Here is a 17,015-nt window from a genome sequence, read left to right as displayed (position 1 = left end):
ATGGATCTGGGCACAGTCGCAGTGATCGGCGGGGGCATCATCGGCTCCCTGGTGGCCAGGCAGATCATCCATCGGCACCCGGCCGGCACGGTGCTGCTCCTCGACCGGGACTCGGTCGGCTGCGGCGCCAGCAGGCGTTCGGCCGGACTGCACTTCCCGCGCGGCGCGAGCGAGCGGGTGCGCCGGATGTCGGGATACAGCCAGGAGTTCTACGAAAAACTCAAGGCCGACCGGCCCACTTCACCGATCTATCCCGTCGGTATGTCGGTGGTGTCGCAAGCCGGCCAGGGCGATCTGGAAAGGATCTACACCGAGCCGGTCCGCCGCGACGATTCCCCGATCGCGCTGGATGCCTGCGGCGTCGAGGTCCGTGTGCCGCCGCACCTGTCGGTGTGGGACGTCAAGGGCGCGCAGTACGCCGATGTGCACCGCCTGGTCCAGGCGCTCGTCACCGATCTGCGCCCGCGTGTCGGCGTACGTGAGGGAGTCCGTGTCACCGCGCTCGATCCGGGCGGCCCCGGGGTGGGGATCTCGCTGAGCACGGGTGAGCGGTTGACCGTCGACCGGGTGGTGCTCGCGCCGGGACCGTGGCTGAACGCGCCGGCATGGGCCGATCTGGTCGCGCCGATCGGAGCGCGCATCAAGAAGATCGTCGCGCTGCACATCGACCAGCCCGCGGACGAGACCGACCGGGCGCTCGTCTTCCACGACGAGGACGCCTTCCTGCTTCCCCTGGCTTACCGGGGGCACTGGCTGTTCAGCTACACCTGCCAGGACTGGGACGTCGACCCCGACCAGGTCGATGCCGATCTCGTCGCGCACGACGTGGAGCGGGCCCGCGCGTGCCTGAGCCGTTACGCGCCCTCGCTCGCGCTGCGCTGCACGTCCGGGCGGGTGTTCTGCGACGCCTACAGCGTTTCCGGGCAGCCGCTGGTGCGCCGGCTCGACCCGGATGGCCGGGTGGTGTTCGCGGGCGCGGCCAACGGATCCGGCTACCGCCTCGCCCCGGCCATCGCGGCCGAGGCCGTCCAGTTGTTGGGCACGAGCGTGAAAGGGAGTGTGTGATGAGGATCGACACCTTCGACCCCGCGTCGCTCAGTGACGCCTTCGGCATCGACATGAGCACGATCGATCTTCCCGGTGTCGTCGGGCTGGGGGCGGGCTGGGGCCGGGTGGCGCCGGGCAAGCGCTCCGACGCGCACCAGCACGACGAGATCGAGATGTTTGTCTTCGTGTCGGGCAGCGGCGAGGTCGTGGTGGACGGCGCGCGGCATCCGGTGGGGCCGGGCACGGTCATCAAGTTCGACCCGTTCGAGACGCATGTGATCGACAACACCGGTGATGCCGATGTCGTGTTCGTGACCTGCTACTGGCGTGAGCCCCGGCACGCCGGGGAGGTGGCCGTCCGTCCCGACCGGCGGCGCTTCGCCGAGCGGCCGGTGTTCGTGTTCTCCACCCCGCCGACCCCCAATGGCGACCTGCACCTCGGGCATCTGTCCGGGCCGTATCTCGGCGCGGACGCGTTCGTCCGGTTCCAGCGGATGAACGGGGTGCGGGCCTGGCACCTGACCGGCAGCGACGACCACCAGAGCTATGTGGTCGCCAGGGCGGCGCAGGAACAGAGCACGCCCGAGCAGGTCGCCGCGCACTACAGCGCCGAGATCGCCAGAACGCTTGAGCTGATGGACATCCGGCCCGACCAGTTCACCGTGACCAGCACGGATCCCCAATACCGCGAGGGCCTGCGCGACTTCTTCGCCGGCCTGGAGGCGTCGGGCAAGGTGGCCCGGCACGAACTGCCCGCGCTCTTCGACGAGGAGACCGGCCAGTACCTCTACGAGGTCGACGCGGCCGGCACCTGCCCCTCCTGTGCGGCCGCCACCAACGGCAACATCTGCGAGGAGTGCGGCGAGCCCAACATCGTCGCCGACCTCGTCGAGGCGCGCAGCAACATCTCGGGCTCGGCCCGTACGGGCAGCCTGGCGCGGCTCGCCCTGCCGCTGCACGAGTTCCGCGAGGCCGTCGCCACGCACCACCGGCTCGGCCGGGTGCCCGCGCGACTGCGTGAACTGGCCGAGCGGGTGTTCGCGCGGGAGACCTTCGAACTGCCGCTGAGCCACTGTGCGCAGTGGGGGGTGCCGCCGCGCGGCGTCGACGACCAGGTGATCTGGGTGTGGCCGGAGATGTCCTACGGCTTCCTGCACGGCATCGCCGAGCTCGGCGCCCGGATCGGCGAGACATGGCACGCGGACAAGCCGGAGCAGGACTGGAAGATCGTTCACTTCTTCGGCTACGACAACAGCTTCTACCACTCGATCCTCTACCCGGTGCTGTACGGGCTCGCGTTCCCGGACTGGGAGCCGGACATCGACTACCACGTCAACGAGTTCTACCTGCTGGACAACCAGAAGTTCTCCACCAGCCGACGGCACGCGGTGTGGGGCAAGGACATCCTCGCGCCGGAGACGGTGGACGCGGTGCGCTTCTACCTGTCCCGCACCCGCTCCGAGGGCGAGCGCACCAATTTCGAGCGGGAGGCCTACACCGCGACCGTGCGCGAGGTGCTGACCGACGGCTGGCAGGGCTGGCTCGACGGCCTCGGCCGCCGGCTGAACACACGGTTCGGCGGCGTGGTTCCGGACGCCGGAATCTGGACCCCCGAACACACCGCGTTCTATGCCCGGCTCGGCGGGCGGCTGGCGGCCGTGACCGGGCACCTCGGCCAGGACGGGTTCTCCTTACGGGCGGCCACCGCCGAACTGGAGGGCATCGTCACCGACGCGCGCGCGTTCGCCGAGCGCGAGGAGGTGCTCGCCGGCGCGACCGGGTGGCAGTCGGAGAGCCGGACGGCGCTGGCGCTGGAACTGGCAGCGGCCCGTTTGCTGTCCAGGGTCGCCACGCCGGTCATGCCGCGCTTCGCCGCCCGCCTCGCCGCCCTGCTCGGCGAGAGCGAGCCGGCCTGGCCGTCCACCGTGGACCTGGTGCCGGCCGGGACCAGGGTGGACCTGGCCGGCCAGGTGTTCTTCGCCTCCGAGCCGGCGGCCCACCGACCGCAGGAACCGGCGGCCCCCGAACCAGACGAAGCCGCGCCGGATCCGCTGCCCTGGCTTGCCGACCTGGTCCGCAGCACCCTCGGACTGCCGGCACAGGCGGCGGTGGCGGACAAGACACTGCGGGAGCTCGGCGCCTCCTCGTTGCAGGCGGTCGCGGTGCAGTACCAGATCCTGGAGCGGCTGGATCTCGACGTGCCGATGTCGGAGCTGCTCTCCGAGCGGAACGTCGCCGAGCTGAGCCGGCACCTGACCGAGGCGGTGGCCCGGTGACCAGTTACCTGACGGTGTTGGAAGAGATCAGCGCCCGGGGCCTGAGCATCGTCGCCGCCGGCGCGGATCTGCGGCTGCAGGGACCGCGCGAGCGCGTGGACGCCGAGCTGGTCGGCCGGATCAAGGCCGTCAAGTCCGAGCTCATCGCCCACCTCACCCCGGATCCCGGGATCGCGCTGACTCCGTTGCAGCAGGGCTATCTGGCCGGCCGGGACGAGGTGTTCGAGCTGGGCAACGTGGCCAGCTACGTCTACCACGAGATCGAGGGCCACTGGGACGTCGACCGGCTCCAGGCCGCGCTGAACGCCGTGGTCGCCCGGCACGACTGCCTGCGTACCCGGTTCACCCAGGCGCAGACCCAGGTACAGGAACCGCGGGTCGAGGTCCGGATCAACCGGGTCGACCTGCGGGACGACGACGGCACCGGGCTGGTCGCGCAACGCGCGCGCTGGACGCACCGGATGCTGCCGGCCGACCGGGCGCCGCTGCTGGCGGCCGAGGTGTCGCTGCTGGCCGGGGACCGGATGGTGCTGCACGTCGGTCATGACGGCCTGGTCATGGACGGGATCAGCATGTTCCTGTTCTTCCGTGACTGGTGGGCGCGGTACGCGGGAGAGCAGCAACCGGCCGCTGAGGAGGCCTCGTTCGAGTCGTACGTGGCCAGTCTTGAGGTCGCCCGCACCCGTAAGCCGTACGCCCGGGCCAAGGCGTACTGGCAGGAGCGGCTGGACAGCGGCAGCCTGTGGGGGCACCCTGAGCTGCCGCTGGCGAAGAGCCCGTCCGCGATCACCACACCACGCTTCTCCCAGCGCGTGGTCCGGGTGCCGGCACAGCGGTGGGCGGCGCTGAAGGAGCACGCCGCCGCGGCCGGTGTCACCCCGTCCGGCCTGCTGTTCGCCGCGTACGCCGAAACCCTCGCGTGCTGGGGCGCCGGCCCCCGGTTCACCCTGACCACCACGGTGGCCAACCGGCCGCCGATCCATCCGCGCATCCTGGAGTCGATCGGGCAGTACAGCGACCCGATGCTCGTCGCGGTCGACCTCGACCGCGGCGTGCCCTTCGCCGAGCGGGCCAAGGCGGTGCAGGAGCGGCTGCGGACCGACCTCGACAACCGGCATTTCTCCGGCATCGAGGTGCTGCGGGAACTCGGCCTGCGCAGCGGCGGGCAGCCGCGTATGCCCTTCACCTTCAACAGCGCCCTCGGCTATCCGCTCGCGGATGTGGACGGCTCCGCGCTGGAGCTGTTCGGACCCGAGGTGCACACGATCAGCCAGACACCGCAGACCTGGCTCAACGTGTTCGCCATGGAGCAGCACGGCGGCGTCGTCGTCCAGCTCGACGGCGTCGACGAACTGTTCCCGGACGGCCTGCTGGACGATCTGGCGCAGGGGTATCAGCGCCTGCTCGATCTGCTCACCGACGCGAGCGAGTGGCACAACCACCGGTTCGACCTGCTGCCCGCCGAGCAGCGGGACCGCAGGCGCGCCGCCAACGACACCGACCGGCCGCTGCCGCAACAGCTGTTGCAGGAACCGTTCGTGGCACAGGCGCGACGCAGTCCGGCGGCGCCGGCGGTGATCACCTCGACCGGTGAGCTGAGCTATGCCGAGCTGTACCGGCGGGCCCGCGTCGCGGCGAGCCGGCTGCGTGCCAATGGGGCCGGCCGCGACGAGCTCGTCGGGCTGGTCATGACCCGAGGCCCCGAGCAGATCGTCGGGATCATGGCCACACTTCTGGCGGGTGCGGCCTATCTGCCGGTCGACGCGGACCTGCCCGCCCGCCGGCAGCGGGAGCTGCTCGACGCCGGTGAGGTGCGGTGCGTACTCACCAACTCCGGCTGGAGCGACCCGGCCGGCCGGTGCACGGTGCTGGCGCTGGACTGCGGCACCGAACTCGACGGCGGTGGAGTCGACGAGGGGCCGGAGCCCGGGCCGATCGCCGGGGCGGACCCCGACGACCTCGCCTATGTGCTGCCCACCTCGGGCACGACCGGCACGCCGAAGGGCGTCATGGTCAGCCACCGCAGCGTGGCCAACGTCGTCGCGGACTGCACCCGCAGGTTCGGCGTCGGTCCGCACGACCGGCTGTTCGCGATCAGCGCGTTCAGCTTCGATCTCTCCGTCTACGACGTGTTCGGCGCGCTGTCCGTCGGTGCCGCGATCGTGCTGCCCGACCACGACAAGGCCGCCGACCCGGCGCACTGGCTCGAGATGTGCGCGCGCGGCGGGGTCACCGTTTGGAACTCGGTGCCGCAGATCGTGGCGCTGCTGCACGAACAGGCACGCGCGGACGGTCTTTCCCCGCTCGCCGACCTGCGGCTGGTGATGATGAGCGGCGACCGCATCCCGCCGGAACTGCCGGCGGCCCTGCGGGCGAGCCTGCCCGGGCTCGACGTGGTCTCGCTCGGCGGACCGACCGAGACGACGGTCTGGAACATCGTCCACCCGATCGGTCCGGACGAGGACGGCTCGCGGAGCATCCCGTACGGGCGGCCGAACGACAACAACAGGGCGTATGTGCTCGACGAGGACGGACTGGACCTGCCGGACTGGGTGACCGGCGAGATCTTCGCCTCGGGGACCGGCCTGGCCCGCGGGTACTGGAAGGACGAGCAGGCGACCGGAGAGAAGTTCCTCTTCGACCGCCGACGGGGCGTACGGCTCTGCCGAACCGGCGACCTCGGGCGCTACCTGCCGTCCGGGGAGATCGACATCCTCGGCCGGGCGGACTTCCAGATCAAGGTCAACGGCTACCGGATCGAAGCCGGCGAGGTGGAGACGCGGCTGGTCGCGCTGCCCGGCGTGCGGCAGGCAGCGGTGGTCCGCCGGCCGGGCAGCCGGGGCGACCGGCTGGTCGCGCACCTGGTTCCCGGCGAACGGGATCAGCCGGCACCGATGCCGGACGGCGAGCGGCGGCGCCTGGAGGACGAACTGCGTGCGGCGCTGCGCGACCAACTGCCGGAGTACATGGTTCCGTCCGTCGTGGTGTGGCACGACAGCCTGCCGTTGACCGCCAACGGCAAGGTCGACCGGTCGCGGCTGGCCTCGGACGAGGTGCCCGAGGCCGAGGCCGCCCCGTCCGGCGACGCCGTACCGGTGGAAGGCATCGAGCGGGAGCTCGCCGAGCTGTGGGCGAGTGTGCTCAAACTGCCCGATGTGGACGCCCTGACCCCGCTGACCGACATCGGCGCCGACTCGCTCGCCGCGGCGCGCATCCTGGCCGGAGTGCGCAAGCGGTACAAGGTCACCATCCCGTTGTCCGAGCTGGTCCGGGTGAACACGGTACGGGCGATGGCCGCCCGGATCGGTGGTGCGAAATGAGCGTGATCAACCGGGTGGTCAGCGGCCCGCCGCGGCCGGGCAACCGATTGTCCGTCGCCCGGCTGGGCGCGGCTGAATCGTGGGACCTCACCGAGGTCTGGGAGTTGTCGGGCCGGGTCGCCGGGCACCTGCTCGGCCTCGGCGTCCGGCCGGGTGACCGGATCGGCATCCTCGCGGCGAACTCGCTGGAGTGGGTGCTGCTCGATCTGGCCGCACTGCGGATCAAGGCGGTAACCGCGGGATTCGACCCCGGCAAGTTCGACGCCACCGGGGCGGAGCTCGTCTCCCGTTACGGCCTCGCGGTGCTCTTCACCGACCAGGACGAGACCGCCGACCGGGTGCGTCCGATCGCCGCCGTGCGCGAACTCCCGCCGTCCGACGCGGTGTTGCCGAACGTGGTGTGGGAACCCGGCGAGGCACCCGCGCTGAAGTTCACCTCGGGCAGCAGCGGCCCGGCCAAGTCGCTGCTGGCGAGCGCGGGAAGCATCGACAGTTCGCTCGCCGCGGTGCAGGAGATGTTCGCGCACGGCCCCGGTGACGACATCTTCGTGTTTCTGCCGCTCTCCCTGCTCCAGCAACGGTATTGGGTGTATTCGGCGCTGGTGTTCGGTCACGACGTCACGATCAGCACCTACGAGGCCGCGTTCGCCACCCTGCGCACGGCGCGGCCGACGGTGGTGATGGGCGTGCCCGGCTTCTACGAGACGACCGGCGCCCATCTGCAGGCCAGGGTCGCCCGTACCGGGGCCTCCCCGGCCGAGGTGGCCGTCGAGGTCTTCGGCGACCGGATCCGCTACCTGTGGACGGGCTCCGCGCCGGCGAACCCGGCCACATTGCGCTACTTCACCGATGCCGGCCTGCCGATCTTCGAAGGCTACGGGCTCAACGAAACCTGCATCGTGGCCAAGAACCACCCCGGCGCGCACCGGCCCGGCAGCGTCGGCCGGGTGCTGCCGGGAAAGGAGGTTCTCATCGACGCGGACGGCGTGATCAACGTCCGTAGCGAGCGTCCCGTGGCCACCCGCTATGAGCACGCGGAACCGGGCGAGTCGGAGGCGATGTTCCGGGCCGGGGGGATCGTGCGCACGGGTGACCTCGGCCATCTCGACGAGGACGGCTATCTGTTCGTGCGCGGCCGGGCCGACGACGTGATCGTGCTGGAGAACGGCAAGAAGATCATCGTGCGGCCGATCGAGGAACGTCTCAAGGCCTGTACGGCGATCGAGGACTGCGTGGTGACCAACCCGTCGCAGCGGCAACTCGTCGCCATCGTCTCGCCGGCGGCCAACCCGGTGGACACCGGGCTGATCGCGGCGGCCCTGCGGCAGGCCAATGCCGCCCTCGACCACGACGAGCAGGTCGCCAAGGTCGTCCTGGCGGACCGGTTCACCGTCGACAACGGGCTGCTCAGCTCCCAGTTCAAGCCCCGCCGCAAGCAGATCGAGGCACGCTACCGCCGCCTCGTCATCGACCCCGAGGAGGGAATCCGTGCCTGACACCATCGAGACAACGGCCCGCGCCGCGCTGGCCGAGGTCCTGCCGCAGAGCCTGCCACCGGAAGCCATCGACCCCGACGTGGAACTCGACCACCTCGGCCTCACATCGCTGAACAAGGTGCTGTTCCTGACGTCGGTGTGCGACCGGACCCAGGTCGGGCTGCACCACTTCACCGAACACGACCTCGCCGCGATGCGTACGCTCGGGCAGGTCGTCGAGGCGCTGTCCCGGCATGCGGAGGTGCGTTGAGATGAGCTGGTCCGAGCACGCCCCGGCCGTACTGGACAACGGCGTTGTCCGCCTGCGGCCCATCACCGCCACCGACCGGGAGCCGATCCGGTCGGTGGCGATGGACCCGGCCATCTGGCGCTACTTCGTGGCGCTGGTCAGCGACGAGGCATCCTTCAAGACCTTCTTCGACACGATGATCGCCGACCACGAAGCCGGTCGGCGGGTCGTCTTCCACATCACCGACCTGGCCACCGGCCGCACCGCCGGGTCGATGAGCTACGGCAACCTGTCCGAACCGGACGGCCGGCTGGAGATCGGCTGGTCCTGGCTCGGCCGGGACTTCCGCGGCGCGGGAGTCAACCGCCATGCCAAGTTGTTGTTGCTACGACACGCCTTCGAGCAACTCGGCGCCGAGCGCGTCGAGTTCAAGACCGACCGGCGCAACGAGCAGGCCCGCCGTGCGCTGCGCAACATCGGCGCGACCGAGGAAGGAATCCTGCGCAGCTTCAACCCGATGCCGGACGGTACCCGCCGCGACGCCGTGTACTACAGCATCCTGCGTGGCGAATGGCCCTCGGTACGCAAGCGGCTCACGGCCAAGGCGGACGCTGAGTGACAACGACCTTCGCGGTGGCGCACATGGTCGCCCATGGCGAACCGTACGACCTCGGCCTCGCGCATGGCACCGCCCTGAAGAAGCGGTTGCGCGCCTTCCTCGACGATGGCGTCGCCCGGCTGAACCACCTGCTGCCCACTGCCGTGTCGGTGGCCGGGCTGGCCGGCGACATCGCCGCCTACCGGGCGGAGATCACCCGGTCGACGCCGCGGCTGGCCGACGAGATCGCCGGACTCGCGGCCGGCGCGGGGCTGACCCTCGACGAGGCCACCCTGCTGCAGTTGCGCCGCGAGATCATGGGATATCAGCGGATCCCCACCAGGGGTGACTGCACCACCTACGCCCGGCCGGGCGTGCTGGCGCAAACCGTGGACCTGAACGGGAATCTGGACGACCAGATCGCGGTGCTCGAAGTCGGCCATGGCGACCGCAAGGCCCTGGTGCTGAGTTTCGCTGGACTGCTCGGCTACCTCGGCGTCAACTCCCGTGGCCTCGCGGTCGGTCTGAACCTGGTGCTCGGCGGGCACTGGGGTCCGGGCCTGCCGCCGTATCTGGCCATTCGTCATCTGCTCGACACCGCGACCTCGGTGGAATCGGCGATCGCCACGCTGCGCTCGCTGCCGCTCGCCAGCTCCCGCACGATCGTGCTCGCCGATGCCACCGGGACCGCCTGCGTGGAGGTCCTCGGCGACGAGCACCGGGTGACGACGACGCGGGAGTCGGTGCACACCAACCATTTTCTCGCCCCGGAGTTCACCGGTCGGGACGAGTTGAACGTCTTCGCCCGCAACTCCTCGCTGCGCCGCTTCCAGATGGCGAAATCCGCTCTGCGGGCGCTGCCCGCGGACGCGGATCCCGACGAGCACTTCGCGGTGTTGTCGCAGCCGCCGATCTGTGTCGCCGACGACGGTGATATCCGCAGGGAGCGCACCGTCGCCGCCGTAGTCCTCGATGCGAAGAACGGAGCGCTGCACCTGAGGCCGGGTGATCCCCGGCTGTCGAGAACCCAGTCTTTCCGCCTCTGATCTGTTTCACCGGTTCGAAATGGAGGTCAAGCCCGTGGAAGACCTGCCCATCCGTGCGACTCCGGACGATCTGGCCAGTGTGAACCTGGCGGACCCGCAGACGTTCGCGGATTACGACCTGACTGATTTCTGGCGCACGCTACGGGCGAACCGGCCGCTCTACCAACATCCGGCGGTCGGGAACAATCCCGGCTTCTGGGTGCTCAGCCGGTACGCCGACATCGTCGACCTTTACCGGGACAACACCACCTTCACCTCGGAGGGCGGCAACGTCCTGATCACGCTGCTCGGCGACGGTGACTCGGCGGCCGGAAAGATGGTCCCGGTGACCGACGGGCAGCGGCACAAGGAGTTGCGCAATGTGCTGTTGAAGGCGTTTTCACCGCGCGTGCTGAGCAGGATAGGCGAGCATGTCCGCCGGACCACCCGGACACTGCTGGCGGAAGCGATCGACCGTGGTGAATGCGACTTCGCGCTGGATGTCGCGAGCAAGATTCCGATGGCCACGATCTGTGACCTGCTCGGAGTTCCGGGCCAGGACCGGGAGTACATGCTCAGCCTGACCAAGTCCGCGATCAGTTCGGACGACCAGGGGGAGTACTCCGAGGCGGCCGACGCCGCCCGTAACGAGATCCTGCAGTACTTCGTCAGCATGGTCGAGGAACGCCGAGCCGCGCCACGGGACGACGTGGTCAGCGTGCTGGCCGGCAGCACGATCGACGGCGAGTTCCTCAGCGAGGACGAGATCGTGCTCAACTGCTACAGCCTGATCCTCGGCGGGGACGCGACCAGTCGCCTCGCGATGATCGACGCCGTGCACAGTTTCGGCGCCAATCCGGACCAGTGGGCGTCGTTCAAGCGCGGCGATGTGTCCGTCAAGCCGGCGACCGAAGAGGTGTTGCGCTGGGCCTCACCGACCATGCATTTCGGCCGCACCGTGGTGCGGGACGTGGAAATCCACGGCACCCGGATCAAGAAGGGTGAGGTGGTGACGGTGTGGAATGTCTCGGGAAACCGTGACGAGCGCGTCTTCGCCGACCCGGACCGGTTCCTCATCGACCGGTCGCCGAACAAGCACATAGCGTTCGGGCACGGTCCGCATTTCTGCATCGGCGCGTATCTGGCGAGGCTGGAGATTTCCGAGATGCTGCTCGCGCTTCGTGACTTCACCGCGGGGTTCGAGATCGTCGGACCCGTCCAGCGGATCTATTCCAATCTCCTCACCGGGATCAGCAGCCTGCCGGTGCGTTTCGAACCGGTGTCGGCCGAGTTGGAGGAACTGGTGCTCTGAGACGTGTGTGACGTCCCCGATCTCGCCGCTGTGGTCGGCGGCGAGATCCGGGGCGCTCAGGGAACGACGTCCTCTCGACGCTCCGCCGCCGCGTGGGCCGGTGCGAGGAGGAGCCCGAGACCGATCAGCGCGAAAATGACCGTCAGCACCGATTCGCCCGCGATGCCGACGAAAATTGCAAGAACAAAGGCGCGCATGGCGAATGCCCGCAGAAGCCGGGCCACGTCGGATGATGATGCGTCCACGTTTCTCCCCTCAGTGTTCCCCGTGCCCCCGCCGGACCAGGCCGCCGGACACCGGCGCGGTGCCGAGGTCGCTGTCCCCGTCCTCGTGGCGCAGTACCCAGTCGTCGAGGTCGAGCGCTGCCTCCAGCGGTTCCCTGGCCATATAGGACCGCCACCAGCTCACCTCGCCGTCGGCTCCGGTGGAGCCGGTCACCTCGGGGGAGAGCAGTTCCTCCCGGAAGCGGGTCTCGGCCATCGCGAAGCGCACCCGCGCGGTTTGCGGCGCTATGTCCAGGGCGTCGCCGATGAGTTGCCAGCTCGCGCCGCCCAGTCGCTCGAACACGGCGGCGGCTTCGAAGAACCGGTGCGCGGCCCTGAGCACCCGGGCGGCGTCGGCCAGCACGGAGCCCGGGGAATGGACGGTGCCATCGGGACGGAGCTCGTGCTCGCCGATCGGGACGGCGGCGCGCGCCAGGTCGGCCAGCTCGTATGCCTCGTAGGCCGTCACCAGTCGCGCTCGGGTCGCCTCCGTGTACGGTGCGGCGGCTCCGGTGTCACCTTCGGTCATGTCGGTCAGCCTTGGCTCCGATGCTTGATGGAAGATCACTGCGGCTCTCCTGCGTGGTCAGCTGCGGAGGAAATAGAGGACGGTCATGGTCACGGCGGTGGTCAGGATGATGCCCCGCAGCAGCCTCGCGGAGAGACGGCGTGCGAGGTGGGCGCCGGCGAAGCCGCCGGCCACCGCGCCGGCCAGCATGCCGGCGAGGACCAGCGGAGCGTTCAGTGCGTCCGAAGCGATGAGGAACAGCGCGGTCGCGCTGAGATAGATGGCCGCGAGCTGGGTGACCCGCATCGGGTTGCTGATCGCGGTGTCGAGGCCAAGGCCGACGCTCCACAGGGCGAGCATCATGATGCCTACGGCACCGCCGAAGTATCCGCCGTACATGGCGAGGAAGAACTGGCCGATAAGGACGGTGCGCGAGCTCATGCTGAGCTGGCGGCCCAGCGCGGTGCTCAACGCACGGGAGAGGCGGCGCCCGAAGGCGAGGATCACCGTGGCGAAAGCGAGCAGCCACGGCACCGCGGCGTCGAAGGACGCTGCCGGCAGCGCCAGCAGCAAGCCGGCGCCGACTCCGCCCCCGGCCACGCTGATCGTGGTCAGCGCCGTCGTGGACACCGTCCCGACCGGGGTGAGTTCGCGTCGGTAGACCCATCCGCTGGCCACGGCGCCGGGGACGAGGGCGATGGTCGATGACGCGTTCGCCGTCACGGGGGACAGGCCGACCGCGACCAGAGCGGGCAGCGCCACGAACGTGCCTCCACCGCCGAAGGCGTTCAACACTCCGGCGGCAGCACCGGCCAGCAGGACAAGCAATATCTCGGACACCTGCCGAGCATCACCCCGTGTCCGGTGGGCCCACAATGCGTAATCGGTGTACCCAGCCTAAGGGTGTGCCATAGGCTTATGAGGGTGCGCTATGACCTGGACGATCTGCGGCTCTTCCTCGACATCGTGGCGGAGGGATCGATCACGGCGGGCGCTCGCCGGATGCATCTGAGCCTGCCTTCGGCCAGCGCCAGGGTGCGCTCGCTGGAGCACCACGCCGGCGTGGCACTGCTGATCCGCGGCCGGCGGGGAGTGCGGCCCACCCCGGCGGGGACGACACTGGCCCGGCACGCACGCGAGGTCCTCGCCCAGACAGCGCGGCTCGAAAGCGCCGTCGCGAGCTACACCCGGTCCCCGACCGCTCCACTGACCTTGCTGGGCGGCGGTTCCGCGATGCACCGGCTCGTGCCACAAGCCCTGGTCTCGTTCCTCCGGGCGCACCCGGACGTCGACGTCACGGCTTCCGAAAGCCGCACCCCACAGACCGTGCGGATGCTCGCCGACGGAGAGGCGGACCTGGGGGTCGTTCTCGACGACGAGGCCCGCGACTGCGGCCTCGACATGGAACCCCTCGGCGACGACTCCCTCGTGGTGATCGGCCAGGCCGGGGGGATTCTCGCCGGCCGAACCGCGTTGACCTACAGCGAGGTCGCCGAGCACCCTCTCGTCGGGCTCGACGCCGACTCCTCGCTGCGACGCTGGATCGAGAAGCACCTCGGTCCACACGCTCCGGTCGTGCGCTACCGCACCAGCGTTGCCAACCTCAACGTCCTCGTCGCCCTCGCGGCCGCCGGCGTCGGGCTCGCCCTCGTACCGCGCCGCGCCATCGACCCCGGCCGGCCACTCGATGTGTGTGAACTACAGGATCCCTGGGCACGCCGTCACCATCTGCTGGCCTGGGGTGTCAAGGACCGGACCTCGTCGACGGCCACCGCGGCGCTCGCCGAACACCTGCGGCAAGCGGCACTGTCCGAGCCGGCCTTCCCCGGTGGTATCGGGGATGCCACGTACCGCTGACGGTCACACTGGAGGTGTGGTGATGGCAGGCGACCCCGGGCTTTTCGGGCCCCGTTCGGTGACCTGGCAGATGCACGGCGACCCGATGATGTGGATCGCGGGCATTCGCGCGCTGTATCTCCAGGCGCTGCACCCCCGCGCGGTGCGCGGTGTCATCCAGAACTCGGACTTCCGTAAGGACGCCTGGGGCCGGCTGATGCGGACCGCCAACTTCGTCGGCACCCTCACCTACGGCACGACCGGGGCCGCCGAAGCGGCCGGCGCCAAAGTCCGTGGCATCCACCGCCGGCTGACCGCCACCGACCCGGCCACCGGCGAGCGCTACGGCATCGACGAGCCGGCGCTGCTGCTGTGGGTGCACTGCGCCGAGGTCGACTCCTACCTGCACGTACTGCGCCGCTCCGGCTACCCCGTCAGCGACGCCCAGGCCGACGCCTACCTCCACGAACAACGCGAAAGCGCCCGGCTCGTCGGCCTCGACACGGCCGACGTCCCCGGCGACCGGGCCGCGCTCGCCGCCTACTTCACCCGCGTACGGCCCGAACTGGCGCTCACCCGCGAGGCCCGGGAGGTGGACGACTTCCTGCGCCGGCCACCGACCCCCGCCCCGCTCGTCCCCGCCCGCGCACTGCTCTGGCAGCAAGTGGCACGGCTCGCCTACGGCGCGCTCCCGGCGTACGCACACCAGCTCTACGGCCGCGGCGCGCCCCCGCCCGCCACCGTCACCCGCAGACTCCGCGCCACCGGCCGTCTCCTTCGCGCCATTCCGCCCACGGTCCGCTGGCAGCTGCCACCCCGGCACATCCTGCGCGCCGTCGAGCGACTCGGCCCCGGCACCCGCCCAGCGCCCTACAAGCTCCGCCGTTCCGCCGCCATACTGGACCAGCAGAAGAGCACGCAGGAGGACACGCAGGGGGAGCTGCGCGGCTGACCGCGGCAACGGGGACGGGGGCGGCGATACACAATGCCGGAAAACAGACTGATCCAGGGGCGCTACCGGCTGCTCGACACCATCGGGCGGGGCGGCATGGGCGAGGTGTGGCGGGCCCGCGACGAATCACTGGGACGGCAGGTCGCCGTCAAATGCCTCAAGCCGCTGGGGCCCCGGCACGAACCGTCGTTCCTCCAGGTGCTGCGCGAACGTTTCCGCCGCGAGGCCCGGGTCGCGGCCGCCCTCCAGCACCGCGGTATCACCGTCGTCCATGACTTCGGCGAGGACGACGGCACCCTCTTCATCGTCATGGAGCTGCTCAGCGGCCGTAACCTCAGCCAGCTGCTGGACGACAACCGACGCCAGCCGCTGCCCGTCCCGGACGTCATCGAGATCGCCGAGCAGGTCACCGCCGCACTCGCCTACACCCACGAACAATCCATCGTGCACCGCGATCTGAAACCGGCGAACATCGTCCGGACCACCGACGGCACGGTCAAGATCTGCGACTTCGGCATCGCCCGCCTCGGCCACGACATCGGCTTCACCGCCCGCCTCACCGGCACCGGCATCGCCATGGGCAGCCCGCACTACATGTCGCCCGAACAGATCGGCGCACACGCCATAGACCACCGCAGCGACCTCTATTCGCTCGGCTGTGTGCTCTACGAGCTTGCCACCGGCGTCCCGCCGTTCGACCTCGGCGACGCCTGGGCGGTGCTCATCGGCCACCGCGACACCGCACCGACCCCGCCGCGTACGCTCCGCCCCGACCTGCCCGAGGCCTACGAGCGGATCATGCTCGAACTGCTCGCCAAGGAGCCCGACAACCGCCCCCGAGACGCCGACGAGCTGGCCAAACGCCTCGCCGACGCCCGCCATCCGCACCCCGGCCGGGGCTCCGCGATCGGCCCCGGCGTGATGACCGCCCCCGCCCGGCGGCTGCCCTCCTGGACCCAGGGCATGACCCTCGGCTCCCCCGCAGGCCTCGACCGGCCGCGCCGCTACGCCTCGGACCGGGCCGCCACGGTCCTCACCGACGCCTGGACCAGCGGCGGCGATCCGCAGCGCGGCGACGCCTCCCCGGCAGCCGGTATCGCCGGCCCGGCACTTCCGGACGACCGCCGCGCCGCCCTCGCCGCGCTGGCCGGCCGGCACACCGCCGCGCTGAACCTCGGCCGGCTCGGCCGTTGGGAGGAGGCGGGCGAGGCCCACCGCGCGCTCGCCGTCGAACGCGAGCGGCTCCTCGGCCCCGACCACCCCGACACCCTCACCAGCCGCCTGGAGGCCGGTCATGCGCTGGGCCGCCTGGGCCGGCACTTCGAGGCACACCAGACCTACGCCGAGGTACTGGCCGGCCGGGAACGCGCGCTGGGCCCCGACCACCCCGACACCCTGAGCTGCCGCCACCATGTCGCGCTCAACCTCGGCCGGCTGGGACGGCTGGAGGACTGCCGTGCCATGGCCCGCGAGGTGGCCGGGGCACGCGCCCGGGTGCTCGGAACGAACCACCCCGACACCCTCACCACCCGCTACGAACTCGCCTACATACTCGGTAAGTTGGGCAAGTGGGCGGCCGCTCTGCAGACGTACCAGGAGGTCGCGGCGGCGCGCGCCGAGACGCTCGGCCCCGACCATCCCGACACCCTCGCCGCCCGCTACGAGGTCGGTATCGGCCTCGGCAGGCTCGGCCGCAGCGCGGAGGCCCTGGCCCTCTACCGGGACCTGGTGGCGGCCCGTACCCGCGCCCAGGGCACCGACGACCCGGACACGCTGCGCGCCCGGCACGGTCTGGGCGTCAACCTCGGGCGGCAGAACCGCTGGCAGGAGGCGCTCGTGGAGGCCCGTGAGGTGGCCGCGGCGCGCGAGCGGGTGCTCGGCCCCGACCACCCCGACACCCTGGTCAGCCGCCGGGAGAGTGCCGTGGCCCTCGGCTGGCTCGGCCGCTGGAGCGAGGCGGAGGACATCTACCGCCAGGTCGCCGACGCCCGCGAACGGATCCTGGGCGCGGCGCATCTCGACGTACTGGCCAGCCACACCGACCTCGCCCAGTGCCTGGAGCAGCTGGGCCGCGCGGGCGAGGCGGCCACCCTGCACCGCCGGGTCGCCGCACTGCGCCAGGAGCGCGCCGAACGCCGGCGGTAGCGGGGACG

General features: G+C 70.6%; 14 protein-coding genes. 11 read left to right on the top strand and 3 right to left on the bottom strand.

The features are described 5' to 3' along the window. Genes KI385_RS07750 through KI385_RS07715 form a run of 8 tightly spaced genes read left to right on the top strand, consistent with a single transcriptional unit; the run spans position 1 to position 11,303 of the window. Positions 1 to 1,065 carry an NAD(P)/FAD-dependent oxidoreductase gene (locus KI385_RS07750; protein ID WP_238571473.1) on the top strand — a complete coding sequence of 355 codons (1,065 nt, stop codon included), beginning with the start codon at positions 1 to 3 and terminating at the stop codon, positions 1,063 to 1,065. Next, positions 1,065 to 3,323: a class I tRNA ligase family protein gene (locus tag KI385_RS07745; protein ID WP_238571472.1), complete on the top strand. Its 2,259-nt coding sequence runs from the start codon at positions 1,065 to 1,067 to the stop codon at positions 3,321 to 3,323. The genes KI385_RS07750 and KI385_RS07745 overlap by 1 nt, the downstream gene beginning before the upstream one ends. Further along, a complete protein-coding gene (locus tag KI385_RS07740; RefSeq protein WP_238571471.1) occupies positions 3,320 to 6,643 on the top strand; it encodes a non-ribosomal peptide synthetase in 3,324 nt (1,107 codons plus the stop codon). Before KI385_RS07745 ends, KI385_RS07740 begins: the two co-directional genes overlap by 4 nt. After that, positions 6,640 to 8,139: an AMP-binding protein gene (locus tag KI385_RS07735; RefSeq protein WP_238571470.1), complete on the top strand. Its 1,500-nt coding sequence runs from the start codon at positions 6,640 to 6,642 to the stop codon at positions 8,137 to 8,139. Before KI385_RS07740 ends, KI385_RS07735 begins: the two co-directional genes overlap by 4 nt. Next, entirely contained in the window at positions 8,132 to 8,389 is a 258-nt protein-coding gene (locus KI385_RS07730) for an acyl carrier protein (RefSeq protein ID WP_128509437.1), read from the top strand. Before KI385_RS07735 ends, KI385_RS07730 begins: the two co-directional genes overlap by 8 nt. A 1-nt stretch (position 8,390) precedes the next feature. Beyond that, on the top strand, positions 8,391 to 8,987 hold the full coding sequence (locus tag KI385_RS07725; RefSeq protein WP_238571469.1) for a GNAT family N-acetyltransferase: 597 nt from the start codon (positions 8,391 to 8,393) through the stop codon (positions 8,985 to 8,987). Next, positions 8,984 to 10,012, top strand: coding sequence for a C45 family autoproteolytic acyltransferase/hydrolase (locus KI385_RS07720; RefSeq protein WP_238571468.1), 1,029 nt, complete (start codon positions 8,984 to 8,986; stop codon positions 10,010 to 10,012). Before KI385_RS07725 ends, KI385_RS07720 begins: the two co-directional genes overlap by 4 nt. 34 nt (positions 10,013 to 10,046) lie before the next feature. Then, complete coding sequence (locus KI385_RS07715; RefSeq protein WP_238571467.1) at positions 10,047 to 11,303, top strand: cytochrome P450; 1,257 nt, start codon at positions 10,047 to 10,049, stop codon at positions 11,301 to 11,303. A gap of 56 nt (positions 11,304 to 11,359) precedes the next feature. On the opposite strand, the gene KI385_RS07710 is transcribed toward KI385_RS07715, so the two are convergent. The 3 genes from KI385_RS07710 to KI385_RS07700 are packed head-to-tail and all read right to left on the bottom strand — an operon-like array spanning position 11,360 to position 12,914. Continuing rightward, the gene (locus KI385_RS07710; RefSeq protein ID WP_238571466.1) at positions 11,360 to 11,548 is read right to left on the bottom strand and encodes a hypothetical protein; all 189 of its coding nucleotides are present in this window, start codon (positions 11,546 to 11,548) and stop codon (positions 11,360 to 11,362) included. A 10-nt stretch (positions 11,549 to 11,558) separates the two neighbouring features. Then, positions 11,559 to 12,095: a hypothetical protein gene (locus KI385_RS07705; RefSeq protein ID WP_238571465.1), complete on the bottom strand. Its 537-nt coding sequence runs from the start codon at positions 12,093 to 12,095 to the stop codon at positions 11,559 to 11,561. 57 nt (positions 12,096 to 12,152) lie between these two features. After that, positions 12,153 to 12,914, bottom strand: a complete 762-nt coding sequence (locus KI385_RS07700; RefSeq protein WP_238571464.1) for a sulfite exporter TauE/SafE family protein — start codon at positions 12,912 to 12,914, stop codon at positions 12,153 to 12,155. Between the two features lie 84 nt (positions 12,915 to 12,998). Here KI385_RS07700 and KI385_RS07695 point away from each other — a divergent pair, with 84 nt between their 5' ends. Genes KI385_RS07695 through KI385_RS07685 form a run of 3 tightly spaced genes read left to right on the top strand, consistent with a single transcriptional unit; the run spans position 12,999 to position 17,007 of the window. Continuing rightward, positions 12,999 to 13,931 carry a LysR family transcriptional regulator gene (locus KI385_RS07695; protein WP_238571463.1) on the top strand — a complete coding sequence of 311 codons (933 nt, stop codon included), beginning with the start codon at positions 12,999 to 13,001 and terminating at the stop codon, positions 13,929 to 13,931. Positions 13,932 to 13,953: 22 nt separating this feature from the next. Beyond that, on the top strand, positions 13,954 to 14,862 hold the full coding sequence (locus KI385_RS07690; protein WP_238571462.1) for an oxygenase MpaB family protein: 909 nt from the start codon (positions 13,954 to 13,956) through the stop codon (positions 14,860 to 14,862). Positions 14,863 to 14,895: 33 nt separating this feature from the next. After that, positions 14,896 to 17,007, top strand: coding sequence for a serine/threonine-protein kinase (locus tag KI385_RS07685; protein ID WP_238571461.1), 2,112 nt, complete (start codon positions 14,896 to 14,898; stop codon positions 17,005 to 17,007). Positions 17,008 to 17,015: the final 8 nt, after the last annotated feature.

Source organism: Streptomyces inhibens (genome assembly GCF_022221585.1).
In the GTDB taxonomy this organism is placed as follows: Bacteria; Actinomycetota; Actinomycetes; order Streptomycetales; family Streptomycetaceae; genus Streptomyces; species Streptomyces inhibens.
Note: the sequence above shows the minus strand (reverse complement) of the source record. Positions and strands in the feature narration are given on the sequence as shown.

Excerpts from the sequence above, each read along its gene's own strand:
- KI385_RS07750 (WP_238571473.1), top strand. The coding sequence starts at position 1 with ATGGATCTGGGCACAGTCGCAGTGATCGGCGGGGGCATCATCGGCTCC.
- KI385_RS07745 (WP_238571472.1), top strand. The coding sequence starts at position 1,065 with ATGAGGATCGACACCTTCGACCCCGCGTCGCTCAGTGACGCCTTCGGC.
- KI385_RS07735 (WP_238571470.1), top strand. The coding sequence starts at position 6,640 with ATGAGCGTGATCAACCGGGTGGTCAGCGGCCCGCCGCGGCCGGGCAAC.
- KI385_RS07725 (WP_238571469.1), top strand. The coding sequence starts at position 8,391 with ATGAGCTGGTCCGAGCACGCCCCGGCCGTACTGGACAACGGCGTTGTC.
- KI385_RS07705 (WP_238571465.1), bottom strand. The coding sequence starts at position 12,095 with ATGACCGAAGGTGACACCGGAGCCGCCGCACCGTACACGGAGGCGACC.
- KI385_RS07690 (WP_238571462.1), top strand. The coding sequence starts at position 13,954 with ATGGCAGGCGACCCCGGGCTTTTCGGGCCCCGTTCGGTGACCTGGCAG.
- KI385_RS07685 (WP_238571461.1), top strand. The coding sequence starts at position 14,896 with ATGCCGGAAAACAGACTGATCCAGGGGCGCTACCGGCTGCTCGACACC.